At 62.2% G+C, this 18,455-nt stretch carries 17 protein-coding genes; 10 read left to right on the top strand and 7 right to left on the bottom strand.

The genetic code is table 11. The features are described 5' to 3' along the window. The first annotated feature begins 149 nt into the window (after positions 1-149). The 6 genes from PU634_RS16865 to PU634_RS16840 all read left to right on the top strand — a co-directional run bounded on the left by PU634_RS16865 (position 150) and on the right by PU634_RS16840 (position 7,492). Complete coding sequence (locus tag PU634_RS16865) at positions 150-1,157, top strand: catalase family peroxidase (protein ID WP_306761996.1); 1,008 nt, start codon at positions 150-152, stop codon at positions 1,155-1,157. A gap of 98 nt (positions 1,158-1,255) precedes the next feature. Further along, positions 1,256-1,738: a transcription elongation factor GreB gene (gene greB, locus PU634_RS16860; RefSeq protein WP_306761995.1), complete on the top strand. Its 483-nt coding sequence runs from the start codon at positions 1,256-1,258 to the stop codon at positions 1,736-1,738. Positions 1,739-1,741: 3 nt separating this feature from the next. Continuing rightward, positions 1,742-4,066 (top strand): Tex family protein, encoded by a 2,325-nt coding sequence (locus PU634_RS16855; RefSeq protein WP_306761994.1) that lies wholly within the window; start codon positions 1,742-1,744, stop codon positions 4,064-4,066. Positions 4,067-4,185: 119 nt separating this feature from the next. Further along, complete coding sequence (locus tag PU634_RS16850; protein WP_306761993.1) at positions 4,186-5,289, top strand: ADP-ribosylglycohydrolase family protein; 1,104 nt, start codon at positions 4,186-4,188, stop codon at positions 5,287-5,289. Positions 5,290-5,324: 35 nt separating this feature from the next. After that, positions 5,325-5,777, top strand: a complete 453-nt coding sequence (locus tag PU634_RS16845; RefSeq protein ID WP_306761992.1) for a GNAT family N-acetyltransferase — start codon at positions 5,325-5,327, stop codon at positions 5,775-5,777. Between the two features lie 149 nt (positions 5,778-5,926). After that, entirely contained in the window at positions 5,927-7,492 is a 1,566-nt protein-coding gene (locus tag PU634_RS16840) for a BCCT family transporter (protein WP_306761991.1), read from the top strand. Positions 7,493-7,535: 43 nt separating this feature from the next. On the opposite strand, the gene PU634_RS16835 is transcribed toward PU634_RS16840, so the two are convergent. From PU634_RS16835 to PU634_RS16825, 3 genes are all read right to left on the bottom strand, one after another. Next, positions 7,536-8,492 carry a porin gene (locus PU634_RS16835; RefSeq protein ID WP_306761990.1) on the bottom strand — a complete coding sequence of 319 codons (957 nt, stop codon included), beginning with the start codon at positions 8,490-8,492 and terminating at the stop codon, positions 7,536-7,538. A gap of 124 nt (positions 8,493-8,616) precedes the next feature. After that, positions 8,617-8,913 (bottom strand): hypothetical protein, encoded by a 297-nt coding sequence (locus PU634_RS16830; protein ID WP_306761989.1) that lies wholly within the window; start codon positions 8,911-8,913, stop codon positions 8,617-8,619. A 393-nt stretch (positions 8,914-9,306) separates the two neighbouring features. Next, positions 9,307-10,041, bottom strand: coding sequence for an endonuclease/exonuclease/phosphatase family protein (locus tag PU634_RS16825; RefSeq protein WP_306761988.1), 735 nt, complete (start codon positions 10,039-10,041; stop codon positions 9,307-9,309). A 104-nt stretch (positions 10,042-10,145) separates the two neighbouring features. Here PU634_RS16825 and PU634_RS16820 point away from each other — a divergent pair, with 104 nt between their 5' ends. From PU634_RS16820 to PU634_RS16805, 4 genes are read left to right on the top strand one after another with little or no spacing between them, the layout of a single operon-like run. Beyond that, a complete protein-coding gene (locus PU634_RS16820) occupies positions 10,146-11,654 on the top strand; it encodes a thymidine phosphorylase family protein (protein ID WP_306761987.1) in 1,509 nt (502 codons plus the stop codon). Beyond that, a complete protein-coding gene (locus PU634_RS16815) occupies positions 11,651-12,547 on the top strand; it encodes a ribose-phosphate diphosphokinase (protein ID WP_306761986.1) in 897 nt (298 codons plus the stop codon). The genes PU634_RS16820 and PU634_RS16815 overlap by 4 nt, the downstream gene beginning before the upstream one ends. A gap of 19 nt (positions 12,548-12,566) precedes the next feature. Then, positions 12,567-12,941, top strand: a complete 375-nt coding sequence (locus tag PU634_RS16810; RefSeq protein WP_306761985.1) for a VOC family protein — start codon at positions 12,567-12,569, stop codon at positions 12,939-12,941. A gap of 26 nt (positions 12,942-12,967) precedes the next feature. Next, complete coding sequence (locus tag PU634_RS16805) at positions 12,968-14,323, top strand: MBL fold metallo-hydrolase RNA specificity domain-containing protein (RefSeq protein ID WP_306761984.1); 1,356 nt, start codon at positions 12,968-12,970, stop codon at positions 14,321-14,323. Positions 14,324-14,381: 58 nt separating this feature from the next. Here PU634_RS16805 and cyoE read toward each other — a convergent pair whose 3' ends face one another. From cyoE to cyoB, 4 genes are all read right to left on the bottom strand, one after another. Beyond that, positions 14,382-15,269, bottom strand: a complete 888-nt coding sequence (gene cyoE, locus PU634_RS16800; RefSeq protein WP_306761983.1) for a heme o synthase — start codon at positions 15,267-15,269, stop codon at positions 14,382-14,384. Between the two features lie 266 nt (positions 15,270-15,535). Next, a complete protein-coding gene (cyoD, locus tag PU634_RS16795) occupies positions 15,536-15,856 on the bottom strand; it encodes a cytochrome o ubiquinol oxidase subunit IV (RefSeq protein WP_306761982.1) in 321 nt (106 codons plus the stop codon). Beyond that, positions 15,853-16,473 carry a cytochrome o ubiquinol oxidase subunit III gene (gene cyoC, locus PU634_RS16790; protein WP_306761981.1) on the bottom strand — a complete coding sequence of 207 codons (621 nt, stop codon included), beginning with the start codon at positions 16,471-16,473 and terminating at the stop codon, positions 15,853-15,855. Before cyoC ends, cyoD begins: the two co-directional genes overlap by 4 nt. Further along, complete coding sequence (gene cyoB, locus PU634_RS16785) at positions 16,473-18,455, bottom strand: cytochrome o ubiquinol oxidase subunit I (RefSeq protein WP_306761980.1); 1,983 nt, start codon at positions 18,453-18,455, stop codon at positions 16,473-16,475. Before cyoB ends, cyoC begins: the two co-directional genes overlap by 1 nt.

The raw sequence follows: 18,455 nt of genomic DNA, 5'->3' as shown, positions 1-18,455 counted from the left end.
CGGGCGGCTCATGACAACGCAGCAAGGCCCCGCTAAATAAGGCCTTGACCCTCACACCAAAAAACAAAAAGTTAACATTTTATGGAAATTTAATTTACACCCTGCAGGTCACATCAGCCCCCGACCAACAATCAAAACAAGGAAGATGTATGAAGAAATCCATCCTGTGCCTGGCGCTGGCCACCCTGGGTGCCGGTCAGGCCGCTGATGTGCACGCGCAGGCCACCCCCGCTCAAATCGTTTCGGCGCTGGAAAACAAGTTTGGGGTTTACCCGGGCGAGCGCCGCAATCACACCAAGGGCATCTGCTTTACCGGCGAGTTTCAGGCCACGCCAGAGGCCGCCGAGCTGAGCCGCAGCCCGCTGTTTCAGGGCGTGCCGGTTGCCGTTACAGGTCGGTTCTCCCAGGCAGGCGGCAACCTGCACATTGCCGACCATACTCCCAACGCGCACGGCATGGCGCTGCGCTTTACCCTGCCGGACGGCCAGCTGCACCAGATGGCGATGCTCGACATTCCCTTCTTTGACGTGGCCACCCCGGAAGGCTTTCTGCAAAAACAGCTGGCGACCACCCCGGATCCGGCCACCGGCAAACCGGATCCCGGCAAAGTGCAGACCTTCAAGAACGCCTTTCCCGAAACCCGGCGGCTGGCTCAGGCACTGGCGGACCAGTCCCGAATTCCCGCCGGCTATCACCGGCTGAGCTACAACAGCATTCATACCTTTATGCTGGAAAACACCGAAGGGCAGACCACAGCGGTGCGCTGGTCCTTTGTACCCGCCGAAGATCAGCCCGCCTACCTGAGCCCGGAGCAGGCCGCATCGCTCGATGCCAACTATCTGTTGCAGGCCCTGCAGACGCAACTCGACGCGGGTGAGATCCGCTGGCACATGCAAATCACTCTGGCCAACGACGGCGATCCACTCACCGATCCCAGCCAGCCCTGGAGCGGCAATCACAAGGTGATTGAGGCCGGGATCCTGAAACTGCAGGCGGTAAATACCGGCGCCGATGCCGCCTGCCGCTCAATCAATTTCGATCCGCTGCGGCTGTCGGACGGCGTAAAGGCATCGGACGATCCCGTGTTGCAGGCCCGCTCCCCCGCCTATGCCATTTCCTTTGGCAAGCGCAGCCAGGAAGCCAGCCTGGCGCAATAACCCCGCCGAACACCACCCGCCCCGGCTCTGCCCGGGGCTTTCTTCTTCCCCCCCGCTGGCGCACAATAACCGCCATTGTCGAGCCACGAGTCCGTTCAATGAAAACCAATCTGATCACCCGCGCCGGCTGGCACAAGCTGGACGACGAGCTCAAGCACCTGTGGAAGGTGGAGCGCCCCGCGGTAACCCAGGCGGTGTCGGAAGCCGCCGCCCTCGGCGACCGCAGCGAAAATGCCGAATACATCTACGGCAAGAAGCGGCTGCGGGAAATCGACCGCCGGGTTCGCTACCTGATGAAGCGGCTGGAAGCGGTGAAAATCATCGATTACGACCCGCGCCAGGACGGCAAGGTGTTTTTTGGCGCCTGGGTCGAGCTGGAAAACGAAGCGGGCGAGATTGCCCGTTACCGCATCGTCGGCCCCGACGAAATCGACACCAAAAACAATCACATCACCATCGACTCGCCCATGGCCCGGGCGTTGATCGGCAAGCAGGTGGACGACGAGGTACAGGTCCGCACGCCGTCCGGCGTGAAGGAATGGTACGTCAACCACATTCGCTACACCCCGTTTGAAGATTAATTTATGACCAATATCAATCACATTCTGGCGCAGGAACTGGGCGTGGCCCAGGCCCAGGTTAACGCCGCCGTGGGCCTGCTCGACGAAGGCGCCACGGTTCCCTTTATTGCCCGTTACCGCAAGGAAGTGACCGGCGGCCTGGACGACACCCAGCTGCGCACCCTCGACAGCCGCCTCGGCTACCTGCGCGAGCTGGAAGACAGACGCGCAGTGATCCTCAAGTCGGTGGACGAGCAGGGCAAACTGAGCCCGGAACTCAAGGCCGAGCTGCTGGCCGCCGATACCAAGACCCGGCTGGAAGATCTCTACCTGCCCTTTAAGCCCAAACGCCGCACCAAGGGCCAGATAGCCATTGAGGCCGGCCTGGCGCCCCTGGCCGAGACCCTGTTTAATGACCCGAACCAGGATCCGCAAACCCTGGCCGAACAATTCATCAATGCCGACGCCGGCGTGGCCGACGCCAAGGCCGCGCTGGACGGCGCCAGATACATACTGATGGAGCGCCTGGCCGAGCAGGCGGATCTGCTGGAAGCGGTGCGCGGTTACCTGCAACAGCACGGTCAGTTGCAGGCCCGGGTGGTGGAAGGCCAGGAACAGGCCGGCGCCAAGTTCAAGGACTACTTCGAACACAATGAGCCCATCGGCAAGGCACCGTCGCACCGGGTGCTGGCCATGCTGCGCGGCCGCAACGAGGGCGTGTTGTCTTTGGGGCTGGCGGTGGACAGCGAGTCCGAACATCATCCCTGCGAAGCCATTATCGCCCGCCACGCCGGCTGGCAGGACCAGGGCCGCCCCGCCGACAAATGGCTGGCCGGGGTGTTCAGCTGGACCTGGCGGGTCAAGCTGTCGCTGCAGATGGAAACCGAGCTGCTGGGCCAGGCCCGGGAACGGGCCGAAGAAGAGGCCATCAAGGTGTTTGCCCTGAACCTCAAGGATCTGCTGATGGCCGCCCCCGCCGGCGCCCGTGTCACCATGGGGCTGGATCCGGGCATACGCACCGGGGTCAAGGTGGTGGTGGTGGATAACACCGGCAAGCTGCTCGAGCACGCCACCGTGTATCCGTTTCAGCCCCACAACAAGGTGGAGCAGAGCCTGCGCACCCTGGGGGAGCTGTGCCGCAAGCACGGCGTCAGCCTGGTGAGCATAGGCAACGGCACCGCTTCACGGGAAACCGAGCGGCTGGTGGAGCAACTGATGAAGCAAAGCCCGGAGCTGAAGCTGCAGAAGGTGGTGGTGAGCGAGGCCGGCGCCTCCGTCTATTCCGCCTCGGAGCTGGCCGCCAGTGAATTTCCCGATCTCGATGTGTCCCTGCGCGGTGCCGTCTCCATCGCCCGCCGGTTGCAGGATCCGCTGGCCGAGCTGGTGAAGATCGATCCCAAAAGCATCGGCGTGGGTCAGTATCAGCACGATGTGTCCCAGACCCGGCTGGCCCGCAAGCTGGATGCGGTGGTGGAAGACTGCGTCAACGCCGTGGGCGTGGACGTGAACATGGCCTCGGCGCCGCTGCTGGCCCGGGTCTCGGGCCTGACCCCGACCCTGGCCCAGAACATCGTCAGCTACCGGGACGAACAGGGTGCCTTTACCGACCGCAGGCAGCTGCTCAAGGTGCCCCGCCTCGGCCCCAAGGCCTTTGAACAGTGCGCCGGCTTTCTGCGCATTCAGGGTGGCAAAAACCCGCTGGATGCCTCGGCGGTACACCCGGAAGCCTATCCGGTGGTGGAGCGCATGCTGAAGCGGCTGCAGAAACCGGTGAAGGAGGTGCTGGGCAATGCCGGCCTGCTCAAGACCCTGAACCCGAAAGACTACACCGACGAGCACTTCGGCCTGCCCACGGTGCAGGACATTCTCAGGGAGCTGGACAAACCGGGCCGGGATCCCCGCCCCGAGTTCAAGACCGCCCGCTTTATGGACGGGGTGGAAAAACCCGCGGATCTCATTCCCGACATGGTGCTGGAAGGGGTGGTGACCAATGTCACCAACTTTGGCGCCTTTGTGGACATCGGCGTGCATCAGGACGGCCTGGTGCATATTTCGGCGCTCACCGACCGCTTTGTGCAGGACCCCCGCGAGGTGGTGAAGGCCGGCGATATCGTCCGGGTCAAGGTGCTGGAGGTGGATCTGCAGCGCAACCGCATCGCCCTGACCATGCGCCTGGATCAGAGCGCCGCCGAACATGCCGAGGGCAAGAGCGCGCCGCGCCGGGACGATCGCAGCCGGGGCGGAAAGCCCGCGAATCCGCGCCAACCCCGTCCGGCCCGCCGGGAGCAACCGGCCCCGCAGGGCACCATGGGCGCAGCCCTGGCGGCGGCACTGCAAAAAAAACGGTAAGGCGCTTGCCGCCATCACAGCAACGCGGGCCCCGGCCCGCGTTTTTCATTTCTGTGGCGGGGCAATCCCGGCGGTGCTGGCTATAGTGAGAGCATCCATTCCGGCATAAGGACAGCACCATGACACCACAGCAGGACAGGGCCGCCGGTGCCCTGATGGGCGCCTTCATCGGCGAGGCGCTGGGCGTGGGCCCGCACTGGTATTACGATCTCGGCGCCCTGCGGCGGGATCACGGCCACTGGATTAGCGACTATCGCACTCCCCTGCCCGGCCGCTATCACGAGGGTTTGCAGGCCGGCGACGGCTCCCAGCCCGCCTTTATTCTCAGGCTGCTGGTGCAGTCTCTGGTGGACTGCAACGGCTATGATCACACCGACTTCTGCCACCGGCTCGACCAGCAGTTGCTGCCCCTGCTGGACGGTACTCCCCGAGGCGGCCCCGGCGGCTACACCAGCCAGTCGATACGGGATGCCTGGCACAAGCGGGTGGAGCAACAGTTGCCCTGGAGCGAGTGCGGCGGCCATGCCGACACCACCGAAGCCATTGAACGCACCCTGGCACTGGCGGTGCGCTACGCCGCTCAACCCGCCCGGCTGGCACAAACCGTGGCGGCCAACACGGCGCTCACTCAGGCCGACGACAGCATACTGGCGATGACGGTGGCATTTAGTGCCGTGCTCGGCCAGCTGGTGCAGGGCCAGCCGCTGGACGGCGAACTCTCGGGTCGGCTCATGACCCTGGTGGCCCGCGGCGAGCTGCCCTTTCATGCGGTCACCTCCGGTGAGCTGAATCCACCGGCTGCCGGAGCCGAGCCGTCCCGGGCCGGCAATTTTGCTTCCCCCGATGCCCTGCTCACGCCGTCTTACATGGCCATGGCGGCCGCCGATACCGGGGTACGCATTGAGCCGGCCTGGAAGGTATCCCTGGTCTACGGCATGCCCTGTGCCATTTATCACGTTTTACCCGCGGTCTATTATCTGGCGGCGCGCTTTGCCGGCGACTTTGAGTCGGCGGTGCTGCACGCCATCAACGGTGGCGGCCAGAATCAGGCCCGTGCCATGCTCACCGGCGCCCTGGCCGGGGCCCGGTGCGGCCTGTCGGGCATTCCCGAGCGCTTTATCACCGGCCTGAGCGACGCCGGCGCACTGTTACCGCTGTGCCGGGAGCTGGCGCGGCAATCCACACCAGCCGGGGGTTCTGACAGCCCCTCTGCTTCAGGGTAGAATGCCTTTTTTCTTATAAAGCACAGGAGCCCGCCATGCACATTCAACTCGTGCCCTTTGATAACGAGCATCAGCCGGCCATTCGCGCCGTGCGCAATGCCGTGTTTATTGAAGAGCAGCACATCAGCCCGGAGCTGGAATTTGACGGCCTCGACGACGATGCCATTCACGTGCTGCTGAGCATCGACGGCCAGTGGGCCGGCACCGGCCGCATGCTGGCCGACGGCCATATCGGCCGCATTGCCGTGCGCAAGGAGTGTCGAGGGCTGGGGCTGGGAGCCAGGGTGGTGCAGGCGCTGGTGGACGAGGCCGCCCGGCGGGGGCTGGATCGCGTCTGGCTGGGCGCGCAGAAATACGCTACCGGCTTTTACCGGAAGCTGGGCTTCACTCCTTACGGAGACGAATTTCTTGATGCAGGCATCGTGCACGTGCACATGAAAAAGGCGCTGCAACATGACCACACAAACTCAACAAAAAACCCTGATTAACAGTAATTTATAACGCAAATTACTCACTTTTCCGCCGTTATGTTTCAAACGGACCATGCCGGCGGTTTGTTTTGCATTCTAATTAAATTTCACTTTTTAGCGCCTTTTCCGTACAATTGGCGCGTTCATGCATTGAACAAAGTGAATTGATGAAAGTTTCCAACCTCAGCCTTAATGAACAAAGGCTGGTGGCCGGCCTGAGTGGCGGCTTCCTGCTCCTCTTCGTAATCCTCGCCTTTTTCGACCTGTCACAGATGACCCGATGGATCAACCAGGGCTTTGCCTGGACCATTGATGTCTTTGGTCCGCTGTGGCAGGTATGGATGCTGGCCAATCTGGTGATCGCCCTGGTACTGGGGTTCACCCGCTACGGCGACATTCGCCTGGGCGGCAACGTGGCCCCCGACAGCTCCACCTTCCGCTGGCTGGCGGTGATCATGTGCACCCTGCTGGCCGGCGGCGGTGTGTTCTGGTCCGCCGCCGAGCCCATGTATCACTATGTGACCACACCGCCGCTGTTTGCCGGGGCGGACGGAGGCGCCTCGCCGGTGTCCGCCGCGCTGGCGCAAAGCTTTATGCACTGGGGGTTTCTGGCCTGGGCGGCACTCGGCACCCTGTCGGCCATCGTGGTGGTGTACGCCCACTATCACAAGGGCCTGGCCATGCGCCCGCGCACCCTGCTCTATCCGCTGCTGGGCGACAGGGTGGAACGCCACTGGCTGGGCACCCTGGCCGACGTGGTCTCCATTATTGCGGTGGCCGCCGGCACCATTGGCCCCATCGGTTTTCTCGCCACCCAGCTGGGTTTCAGTTTTGAGGCGCTGCTGGGCTGGGAAAACAACTACGGCCTGCAACTGGCGATTCTCGGCGGTCTGGTGGCCATTTACACCCTGTCGGCCTCTACCGGCATTGAAAAGGGCATTCAGTGGCTCTCCAGCGCCAACGTGGTGCTGGCGGTGGTGCTGCTGGCCATCATTCTGCTGGCCGGCCCGGGCAACTTTATTATCGATGCCTTCCTCAATGGCATGGGCCTGTATCTGCAGGACTTTATGCCCATGGCCCTGAACCGGCAGGACGATGCCTGGCTGGGCTGGTGGACCCTGTTCTTCTGGGGCTGGTTTATCGGCTACGGCCCCATGATGGCGCTGTTTATCGCCCGTATCTCCCGGGGCCGCTCCCTGCGCGAGCTGGTGATGGCGGTGGCCATCATGGCCCCGCTGGTCACCAACTTCTGGTTCTCCAGCATCGGCGGCGCCGGCATCTTCTACGAGCAGGCCGCCGCCGGCGTGGTATCCGGTCCGCTGCAGGAAAGCGGCCTGCCCGCGGCCCTGCTGGCGGTGACCCAGCAACTGCCCCTGGCCGAGCTGATGGTGCCCGCCTTCCTGGTGCTCACGGTGATCTTTGTGGCTACCACCGGCGACTCCATGGCCTATTCCATCGCCATGGCGATCAGCGGCGACCACACGCCGCGTACCCGCCAGCGCATTTTCTGGGCCCTGACCATGGGGCTGGTGGCGGCGGTGCTGCTGCGCATGGGCGAAGGCGGCATCAATGCGCTGCAGTCCTTTATCGTGATCACCGCGGCGCCGGTGTCGCTGCTGCTGCTGCCGGTGCTCTGGACCGGCCCGCGCATGGCCCACGCCATGGCCTATGAGCAGGGCATTGTCACCGAAGCGCCCCGGGGTGAGGTGGCGGCGTCACGGCCGCTGGCCTGAGCCGGCCAGCCGGTGGCGCCGGTGCGAGCGCCACCGGCCTGGATCAGAAGTAATACTGCAATCCCACGCCGTAAAGGTTGTCCTGGCCGTCCATTCTGTTCAGCAGCAGCTCCGCATATACCTTGGCCTTGGGCATCAGGTAATATTCGGTGGCCAGAATATATTCATCCACCCAGTGCAGGTGCGCGGCCTCACGCAGACTCTGCCGGCTGTACCCCACGCCAAACGCCATGTTTTCACGGGAGTAGGAGAGAACCGATTCCCAGTAATCCACCCTTCTCATGTTGTAGAAACGCTGATCCTTCAGGGAATACACCTGCCAGTTATGCTGAAAATCGGTTCGCCCCCGGGTTACCGCGGCATAAAAACCGCCGGGGCTCTGGTAACTCAGCCCCACCGCCATATTGCTGACATCGCTGTGCGGGCTGCCTTCCCGCTTGTTGTCGTAAGCCACCACGGCTCCCAGGCCATTCTGGGCCTGATAACCCACAGAGCCGCCATACCGGACCTTGGTATCTTCATTGTCGTCCTGCCTGTTGGCATCGTTAGCGGCATAACCGGCGCGCAAATCCCAGCCATCGCCGGCCCAGGTCACCTTGAGCTGATCATCCAGGGTACCGTCCACCAGATAGGCATAGGCATTGCCACCGAACAGATTGAACACATCGGTCTTGTCCCGCAGCTGGTTAAAGGGGCTGTCGCTGCGCCCGACGGTCAGCTCCAGATCATCCCTGATGCGCACCCCCAGCCAGGCTTCGTCCGAGTAAATGTGGTCACCGTAACGGCTGTCATTCACCAGATCCCAGCTCAGCTCGCCGATCAGGATCACATCGGAATTGAGCCGGCCGGCACCGGACAGGCCCACCGAGGCATGAGTATCGCCGCCAAAGGATTCGGCCCTGTAACCCGGCTGATAACCCAGGGCCCCCAGGTTCTGCTCAATTTTGCCGTGCAGCTCCAGCACCTGCCGATGATCGTCCGTACTCCAGGTCACGGCCATGGCCGAACCGGTAAAAAGAAGAAGGGAAAGGATTGCGCGCGTCATCACTGTCTACCGGAAAAACATGAAAAAAGGGTGCTGATAACAGCACCCTCCTTGAGCCGTCAGTAAGTGACGGTTGCAATTAACGGGAAAAGCTTTTTTTGTAAGAGTATTCGTTGCCGTTCACATTCTTGTTGATGGTGACGCCATCCTCAGAAACCTGCTTGTCAACGGTGTAGGTGTAGGTTTCGCCGTTGGCCTTGGTCACTGTCTTGGTGAACGAGACGGTGCCGTCTTCGGATACGGTCTTGCTTACCTGGACATCGGCGTAGTCATTGCTGTAGCTGTTGTTGTAGGAGTAGTTGCCACCGAAACCGGCGTTGGCGGAAGCGGCAAGTACCAGAGCAGCAGCGGAAATAACCCATTTGGCTTTTTGCATCTTTATATTCCTTCTTAATGTGCTTTATGTGTTGGCCCGCGCTTGCGTGACCACTGCGATAAAAGGTTCACGGGTGCGGCTGGCGCCGGGGCCCTTCGCCCTGCGAACGAGATAAATCCTACACCTCAAACTTTGGACACAAAACACATTAAAAATGTACACAAAGTGTAAATCAACGCAATTTTTGCGACACCGGCCATGAAGGAACCCCGTTGTTACGACAAGCCAGCCCGGCGCAAAAGATAAAACCTGACCAGGAAGACAAAAAAGTGAATTATGCTGGGGCAAACCCTGTCGCTTGGTAAGCTCCTCACGTATTTAGTAACGTTTTTAACTAAATGATTACCGCAAAAAACCTCACGATAACCGCTTTTTCGCGGCGCGGATGCCGAACTACAGCAAAAAACGAGCATAGATGGGGTTGTGATCGGAGACGCCGGGCATGTTAATGGCCTCGGCCGAGCGCAGGTAAAGATCCCGGTAAAAGATAAAATCCAGGGGTTGGTGCAGGTAGCTCTTCACATGGTGGGCATTTTCCATCACCGCCTGACGCAGGCCCACGGCCCGGCAGAAGCGGCGCAGGTAAAGCCGCCGCTGGCGGCTCCACACATTAAAGTCGCCGGCCACGATCAGCGGACCGGCATGGCGCAGCAACTCGGCCCGCAACAGCTCCATTTCCTTCAGAAACAGCCCCGCATGCACAAAGTTGATGGCGTGCATATTCACCACCAGCAGCACACCGTCGCCGGGCAGCGGATGGCGGGTGAGGATCAGGCTTTTGTGCGTGGCAAAGCGCAGCTCCCGGCTCTGGCTGAGCAACGGCCGCACATCGTCAAAGGCACACTGGCCGGCGGTGAGCACGCCAAACAGATGAGTGCGGGTCTGCATGTTGGGTGACACCGCCCAGGACCAGTCCTCCAGCCAGGGATCCCCCATGGGCGCCAGCCGGGCCTCCTGCAACAACAGCAGGCTGGTGGCGTAACGCTCGGTCAGCATGGCGAGGCCATGCTGAAAATGCGGCTCCCGGGTCAGCTTCTGGACGTTCCAGCACAGCACACCCAGGCTGTTGCCGGCCAGCGGCTGATGCTGGTGCTGTAACCGGCTGGGAGTAACGCGGGGCCTTAACATCAGAGTCGCTTCCTCCTGCAAAAGGCAATCCTGCCCAAGTGTAGACGGCGAAAACCCGGGCCGGCGGCTAGGCTTTAAACACCACTCATTTTCGGACAACCTGCGTGGCTGCCATTCTCCCTCTGCGTGCCCTTCAGATGGGCATCGACACCCACCAGGAGCCGGTGGTGTTTATTCGTGCCGACAGCGAAGTGTGCCGGGCCGAGGGATTTATTGCCAATACCCGCATTCTGGTGTGTGTGCAAGAACGCAGCCTGATCGCCACCCTGAACGTGGTCACCAACGAGGTACTGCCGGCCCGGCACATCGGCTTTTCCCGCATCGCCTGGGAGCGCCTGGCCCTGAGCGGTGACGAAGCGGTCACGGTGCGCCATGCTCCGGTGCTGCATTCCATGAGCGCGGTGCGCAAGAAGATGTACGGCAACACCCTGTCGAAGCGGGAGATGAACGACATCATTGCCGATATCAGCCAGCACCGCTATTCCGACATGCAGATTGCCGCCTTTCTCACCGCCTGCGTGGAGCGGCTTGATACCGGTGAAGTCACCGCCCTCACCCAGGCCATGGTGGACAGCGGCAAGCGCCTGACCTGGCCCGACCGGTTGCAACTGGTGGACAAGCACTGCATTGGCGGCATTCCGGGCAACCGTACCACCCCCATCGTAGTGGCCATTGCCAGCGCCGCCGGCCTCATCATGGCCAAAACCTCGTCCCGGGCCATCACCTCCCCCGCCGGCACCGCCGACACCATGGAGGTACTGACCCGGGTACACCTGGATCTGGCCGACATTCAGGCCACGGTGCGCCGGGCCAACGCCTGCCTGGCCTGGGGCGGCGCCGTCAACCTGAGCCCGGCCGACGACATGCTCATTCGCATTGAACGGGCGCTGGACATAGACGGCACCGGCCAGATGGTGGCGTCGGTGCTGTCGAAGAAAATCGCCGCCGGCTCCACCCATGCGCTGATCGACATCCCGGTGGGGCCCACCGCCAAGGTGCGCAGCCAGCACGACGCCGAGAGCATGGCGCATCTGTTTGAAACCGTGGGCCGGACGCTGCAGCTGCAGGTGCGCTGCCTGATCACCGAAGGGGTTGAAGCCATCGGCTATGGCATTGGCCCGGCCCAGGAGGCCAAAGACGTGCTGACGGTGCTGCAATGCCAGCCCGGGGCACCGGCCGATCTGCGCGAGCGGGCGCTGTTTCTGACGGCCCACCTGCTGAATATGGCGGGCCAGGGCGAGCTGCCAGAAACCACGACTCTCGCCCGCGAGCTGCTGCAGTCGGGCCGGGCCTGGGCGCAGTTTCAGCGTATTTGCGAGGCCCAGGGCGGCCTGAAACCCATTCCCGAGGCGGTCTGCTCGCTGCAACTGGGTGCCCGCCGCAGCGGCACCCTGCTGGCCATGGACAACCGCCGCCTGGCCCGGCTGGCCAAGCTGGCCGGCGCCCCCAACAGTCCCGCCGCCGGCCTGCGGCTGCATGCCAAGCTGGGCCAGGCCCTGGCCATGGGTCAACCGCTGTTTACCCTCTACGCCGACAGCCAGGGCGAGCTGGACTACGCCGCCGACTACTACGCCCACAACCACGACCTGTTTATGATCGGAGAGTCACCATGACTCCGCTGCTGTTTGCGCTGCCCGGGGGGCACACCCTGCTCGCGCCCCTGTGCCGGGCCCTGCCCGCCACCGCCGGCGAACTGGAAGTTCGCCGCTTTCCCGATGGCGAAAGCTATCTGCGGGTGTTGTCGCGCATTGCGCCGGGGCAGCCGGTGATGATACTGGCGGACCTGTCCCGTCCGGATACACGCTTTCTGCCCCTGTGCTTTCTGTGCGACACCCTGAGAGAGCTGGGGGCCGGCCGGGTGGGGCTGATTGCGCCCTATCTGTGCTACATGCGTCAGGACACCCGTTTTCACCCCGGTGAAGCGGTCACTTCCCGCAGCTTTGCCCGGCTTGTCTCCGAGCGCTTCGACTGGCTGCTGACGGTGGATCCGCACCTGCACCGCTACCATGCCCTCGGCGAGATCTACTCCATTCCCGCCACCGCCGCGCACGCCGTGCCGCTGCTGGCCGGCTGGCTCAGGGCCCGCCGCGATCCCCTGCTGCTGGTGGGACCCGACACCGAGAGCGAGCAATGGGTGTCGGCGCTGGCGGCGGCCAGTGGTCATCCTTACGTGGTGGGCCGCAAGCAGCGCCGGGGCGACCGGGACGTGCTGGTGCATCTGCCGGACTTGTCCGCCTGGCGCCGGCATAGCGCCATTATGGTGGACGACGTGATTTCCAGCGGGCAGACCATGCTGCGGTGTGCTCACGCCCTTACCGCCGCCGGCATTGAACATATTGAATGTGCCGCCATTCACGGCCTGTTTGCCGACCATATCGAAGACCAATTACAGGACGCCGGAGTCAGCCGGCTGATCACCAGCAACTCGGTGCCTCATCCGTCCAACGGGCTGGATCTCACTCCCCTGCTGCTGGACCCGGCGCGACGACTGAGCAGCACTCTCTGACCCTCTAAAGGAGATACTTATGAACCCCGTAGTCTGGTTTGAAATCTATGTGGCCGATCTGGCCCGCGCCCGTGCCTTTTATGAACAATTGCTCGATATGACGCTGGAGCCGATGGAACAGGTGGAAGGTGACTGGCCGGAAATGTGGCTGTTTCCCGGTGACGAGCAGGGCCGGGGTGCCTGCGGTGCCCTGGTGAAAATGGAGGGGGTCGGCCCGGGCCCCGGCGGCACCCTGGTGTATCTGCACTGTAACGACTGCGCCGTGCCCGCCGGGCGTGCCACCGGCCTGGGTGGTAGCCTGGTGCGGGACAAGTTTGCCATCGGCCCCTACGGTTTTATCGCCCTAATCACCGACAGTGAAGGCAATATGATCGGCCTGCATTCCCAGCGCTGAACGCAGCGGAATAACGGGAGCAAACCATGAAAATCACCTTTCTCGGCGCCACCCAGACGGTGACCGGCTCCAAGTTTCTGGTGAGCTGCGACAACCGGCAGATCCTGGTGGACTGCGGCCTGTACCAGGGCTACAAGTGGCTGCGCCGGCGCAACTGGCAGCCGTTGCCGCTGGATATCAACAGTCTCGACGCCATTGTGCTGACCCACGCCCATCTGGATCATTCCGGCTATATTCCGGTGTTGTACAAGCAGGGCTACCGGGGGCCGGTGTATTGCCATCCGGCCACCCAGGCACTGTGCGAGGTGTTGCTGTCGGACAGCGGCCACCTGCAGGAAGAAGACGCCGGCTATCTGGCCCGCCACCGGCTCAGCAAACATGAAAAACCCGCCCCCCTCTACGACCAGAAAACCGCCGAGCACAGCATGACGCTGTTCCGGCCGCTGGACTTTGACCAGCCCAGACAGGTGGGCGGCATGCGCTTCTGGCTGCAACCGGCGGGGCATATTCTCGGTGCCGGCAGCCTGATCCTGGAATGCGAGGGCAAAAAGGTGGGCTTTTCCGGTGACGTGGGCCGGCCCGACGATGTGTTTATGCGCCCGCCCCGGCCGCTGCCGGCACTGGATCTGCTGCTGCTGGAATCGACCTATGGCGATCGCCGCCACGAGCCGGGCGACCCGCTCGAGCAACTGGCCGGCGTGGTTAACGACACCGTCGCCGCCGGCGGTGTGCTGCTGATCCCGAGCTTTGCGGTGGGCCGGGCCCAGACCCTGCAACACCTGCTGGTGCGGCTGATGGATGAACAGCGCATTCCCCGGCTGAAAGTGTTTCTCGACAGCCCCATGGCTATTGAAGTCAGCGAAATTTACGAGCGCTTTGTGGATCAGCACCGCCTGAGCCGGGCCGACTGCCACCGGCTGGGGCAGGTCATCACCCTGGTGCGCAGCGTGGAAGACTCCAGGGCCCTGGCCGACGAGGTTTACCCCCATATCATTATCGCCGGCAGCGGCATGGTCACCGGCGGACGCATACTGCACCACATGAAGCGGCTGCTGGGAGATCACCGCACCACCCTGCTGCTCACCGGTCATCAGGCCGGCGGCACCCGGGGCGACAAGCTGCTGCAAGGCTGTGACAAGGTACGCATTCACGGCGAATGGATTGATAACCGGGCCCGGGTGGAACGGCTGCACGGCCTGTCGGGACATGCCGACTATGCGGAACTGGGAGACTGGCTGGCGGCCTCGGCTCTGGCTGACGGTACCGCCATCGAGCTGGTGCACGGTGAGCCGGAAGCGCTGGAGGCAATGCGCGACTATCTGCGGCAGACCACGAAATTTGAGGTCAATATCGGCGAGTATCAGCGCATTCTCACGCTGTAAAAAAGGGCCGAGACGGCGGCTGCCGTGTCGGCCAAATGGGAGAGAAGCGGAAAACGATTTACAGATTCATCGCCAGCCAGGCGTCGGGCGCGGCACGAAAGTCAAACGCCATGGTGACGCTGATGGCGGTGATGGTCACGATGGACAGCACAAACACACGGCGGGCCCAGCCCAGCGCCTCGGCGCCCCGGCGATAACCGTTAAAGGCCATCACCAGCCACCACAGGCTGGTGGCGCAGGCCACCGTCATAAAGGTGAGGCCGGTGTAACCGCTGAGCGGCAGCAGCGCGGTCACCACACAGAACAGCGCAATATAGAGCACGATCTGGCGTTTGGCCTTGGCCACCCCTTCCGCCACCGGCAACACCGGAATATTCGCCGCCGCATAATCCTCATAGCGGAAAATGGCAATGGCGTAGGAATGGGGCATCTGCCACAGGCTGAACATCAGCAGCAAAATGGCGGCGCCGGCGTCAAACTGGCCGGTCACCGCGCAATACCCCACCACCGGCGGCACGGCCCCGGACAGGCTGCCCACCAGGGTGCCGTACACGGAAGCGCGCTTCAGCCACAGACTGTAAAAGCCCACGTATACCGCATAGCCAAAGGCGGCAAAGCCGGTAGCCACGGTGTTGGTGAACCAGGCCAGCAGGCCAAATCCCGCCACGCCCAGCACCAGACCATAGATCAGCGCGGTGCGTGCCGACAGCTCGCCGGTGACCGTGACCCGGTTGCGCGTGCGGCGCATGCGCGCGTCGATATCGCGGTCGATACAGTTATTGACGGCACAGCCGGACGCCACCACCAGTGACAGCCCGATCAGAGTGGCCCACATCAGCGACCAGTTGATGTCGCCGCGGGCGGCCATAAAAAAGCCGCCGGCCACCGAGATCAGGTTGCCCATGATGATGCCCGGCTTGGTGACCTTGAGATAAGGCCGAATCATACAATGCCCCTTGGGATCTATATCCCCTTACCAAATTCACTTAGCGCTGCCGCACCTGGAGCGGAAAGGAAGCTAAAGGGAGCTGCTTCAACCCTCCGCGCCAGGGACGGCGCGGCGGAGCCCCCATGGGGCGAGCTTGCTCGCCGTGACGAGTCGCTTCTGCCTGCCCGAACATCCAGTGAATGTTCGCAGTAGGCAGAAACGACGAGTGTCATGTCCCACGGCGAGTCGAGGAAGCAGACCCTTTTGCTGACTTACTCCCGGTCTCAGTACATCATCATTTCGTTGGAGCTGAGGATAATCCACACCGACAGGCCCACCACCATCACGATAATGAGGGCGGAGAACAGGAAGGCCACCGTGTTTTCCCGGCTGCCGGGCTTGAAGCTCAGGTGCAGGAAGTACTTCAGGTGTACCACAATCTGCACAATGGCCAACAGCACCACGGTGCCCAGGGTCGCCCCCGGGCTCAGCTCGCCGGTCATCACCGCCCAGAACGGAATGGCGGTCAGGATCACCGACAGCACAAAGCCGGTGAGATAGGATTTCACGCTGCCGTGATCCACGGCGTCATGGTTGTGACTCATGCCATTGCCCCCATCAGATACACCACGGTAAACACACAGATCCATACCACATCGAGGAAGTGCCAGAACATGCTCAGGCAGCCCAGACGGGTCAGGGTGCGGGGACCGGTGCCCCGCTTCATCAGCTCAACCATCAGCACCAGCATCCACACCAGCCCGGCGGTCACGTGCAGACCGTGCATGCCCACCAGAGTGAAGAAGGAGGTCAGAAAGGCGCTGCGGCTCGGGCCGTTGCCGGACTCGATCAGGTGATGGAACTCATACAGTTCCATACCGATAAAGGTGGCCCCCAGGGCAAAGGTGACCAGCAGCCACAGCAGGGTCAGGCCCCGCTTGTGGTTGTGGCCGGCCAGCATGGCAAAGCCGTAGGTGATGCTGGAAACCAGCAGCACGGCGGTTTCCACCGCCACAAATTTCAGATCGAACAGCTCCCGGCCGCCCGGGCCGCCGGCGGTGTTCATGTAGAGCACCGCATAGGTGGCGAACACGGACGCGAACAGCAGGCAGTCGGTCATCAGGTAGAGCCAGAACCCGAACAGGGTGTTGCCCCCGGTGTCGTGGTGCTCTTCGTGGTGGTGCGCCTGCACCTGTTTGAGATCAACGGATACGGCTTCCATCAGGCCTCCTTCATCACGTTACGCAGGTGTGCCTGCTCGATGCGTTCGACTTCGTCGGGCTGCACGTAATAGTCGGTGTCGGTGTCATAGGCCCGGCACAGGAAGATCACAAAGCTGGCCACCAGACCGGCGATCACCAGCCACCAGATATGCCAGATGGCACCAAATCCGGCGGCGGTCGCGGCCGCGCCAATCAGCACACCACAGGCGGTGTTCTTCGGCATGTGAATGGGCTGATAGTCATCCTGCACTCGGTAGGCGGTGCCCTTTTCCTTCATGTCGGTAAAGGCGTCAATGTCGCTGACGTGCGGCAGTTTGGCAAAGTTGTAGAACTGGGGCGGTGAGCTGGTGGACCATTCCAGGGTGTGGCCATTCCAGGGGTCACCGGTCAGGTCTTTATTCTGCTCACGGTCACGGAAGGCTTTATACAGCTGGTAGAACTGCACCACGATGCCAGCCAGAATAAACACGGCACCCACCGCGGCCAGATAGAGCCAGAAGTTCCAGGCCGGGTTGTCGGTGCTGTTCAGGCGCCGGGTCATGCCCAGGAAGCCCAGCACATACAGCGGCATAAAGGCCACGTAGAAGCCGATTTGCCAGCACCAGAAGGACACCTTGCCCAGCTTCTCGTCGAGGTGGAAGCCCATGGCTTTCGGGAACCAGAAGGCAAAACCCGCCAGATAACCGAACACGGCACCACCAATAATGGTGTTGTGGAAGTGAGCGATCAGGAACAGGCTGTTGTGCAGCACAAAGTCGGCACCGGGCACCGCCAGCAGTACGCCGGTCATGCCACCAATGGTAAAGGTGGTCATAAAGCCCAGAGTCCACAGCACCGGCACCGTCATGCGCAGACGGCCGCGGTACATGGTGAACAGCCAGTTGAACAGCTTCACCCCGGTGGGCACGGCGATGATCATGGTCATCACGCCGAAGAAGGCGTTCACATTGGCGCTGGAGCCCATGGTGAAGAAGTGGTGCAGCCACACGATAAAGCCCAGCACCGAAATGGCACCACTGGCGTATACCATGGAGTTGTAGCCAAACAGGCGCTTGCCGGTAAAGGTGGAGATCACCTCGGAGAAAATACCAAAGGCCGGCAGGATCAGAATGTACACCTCGGGATGACCCCAGGCCCAGAACAGGTTGATGTACATCATGGCGTTGCCGCCGGCGTCGTTGGTAAAGAAGTGGAAGTCCAGGTAGCGATCCAGGGTCAGCATGCCCAGCACCGCAGTCAGGATCGGGAAGGACGCCACGATCAGAATATTGGCCCAGGTGCAGGTCCAGGTGAAGATCGGCATCTGCATCAGCTTCATGCCCGGGGTACGCATTCTGAACACGGTCACCAGGAAGTTAACGCCGGTCAGCAGGGTACCGATACCGGAGATCTGCAGCGCCCAGATATAGTAATCAACCCCCACGCCCGGACTGAAATCCAGCTCCGACAGCGGCGGATAGGCCACCCAGCCGGTCTTGGCGAACTCACCCAGACCGAGGGAGATGTTCACCAGCACGGCACCGGACACCGCCAGCCAGAAACTGAGGTTGTTCAGGAAAGGGAAGGCCACGTCACGGGCACCGATCTGCAGCGGCAGCACGATATTCATCAGGCCGATCATGAATGGCATGGCCATAAAGATGATCATGATGACACCGTGGGCGGTGAAGATCTGATCGTAGTGCTCAGGGGGCAGATAGCCCTCGGCCCCGTTGGTGGACATGGCCAGCTGGGTGCGCATCATGATGGCGTCGGCAAAGCCGCGGATCAGCATGACAAAGGCCAGAATGATATACATGATGCCCAGTCGCTTGTGGTCCACCGAAGTGATCCAGTCGCGCCAGAGCACGCCCCACTTGTTGTAACGGGTGATCAGAAAAGCGATCACCACGGCGGCAATGGCCACCACACCCAGAGTCACCATGATAATGGGCTCATGGTAGGGCACGGCGTCGAGTGTGAGTTTACCTAATAACGACAT

This window comes from Oceanimonas pelagia, assembly GCF_030849025.1.
GTDB lineage: Bacteria > Pseudomonadota > Gammaproteobacteria > Enterobacterales > Aeromonadaceae > Oceanimonas > Oceanimonas pelagia.
This window is presented reverse-complemented; position numbering and strand designations above follow the sequence as displayed.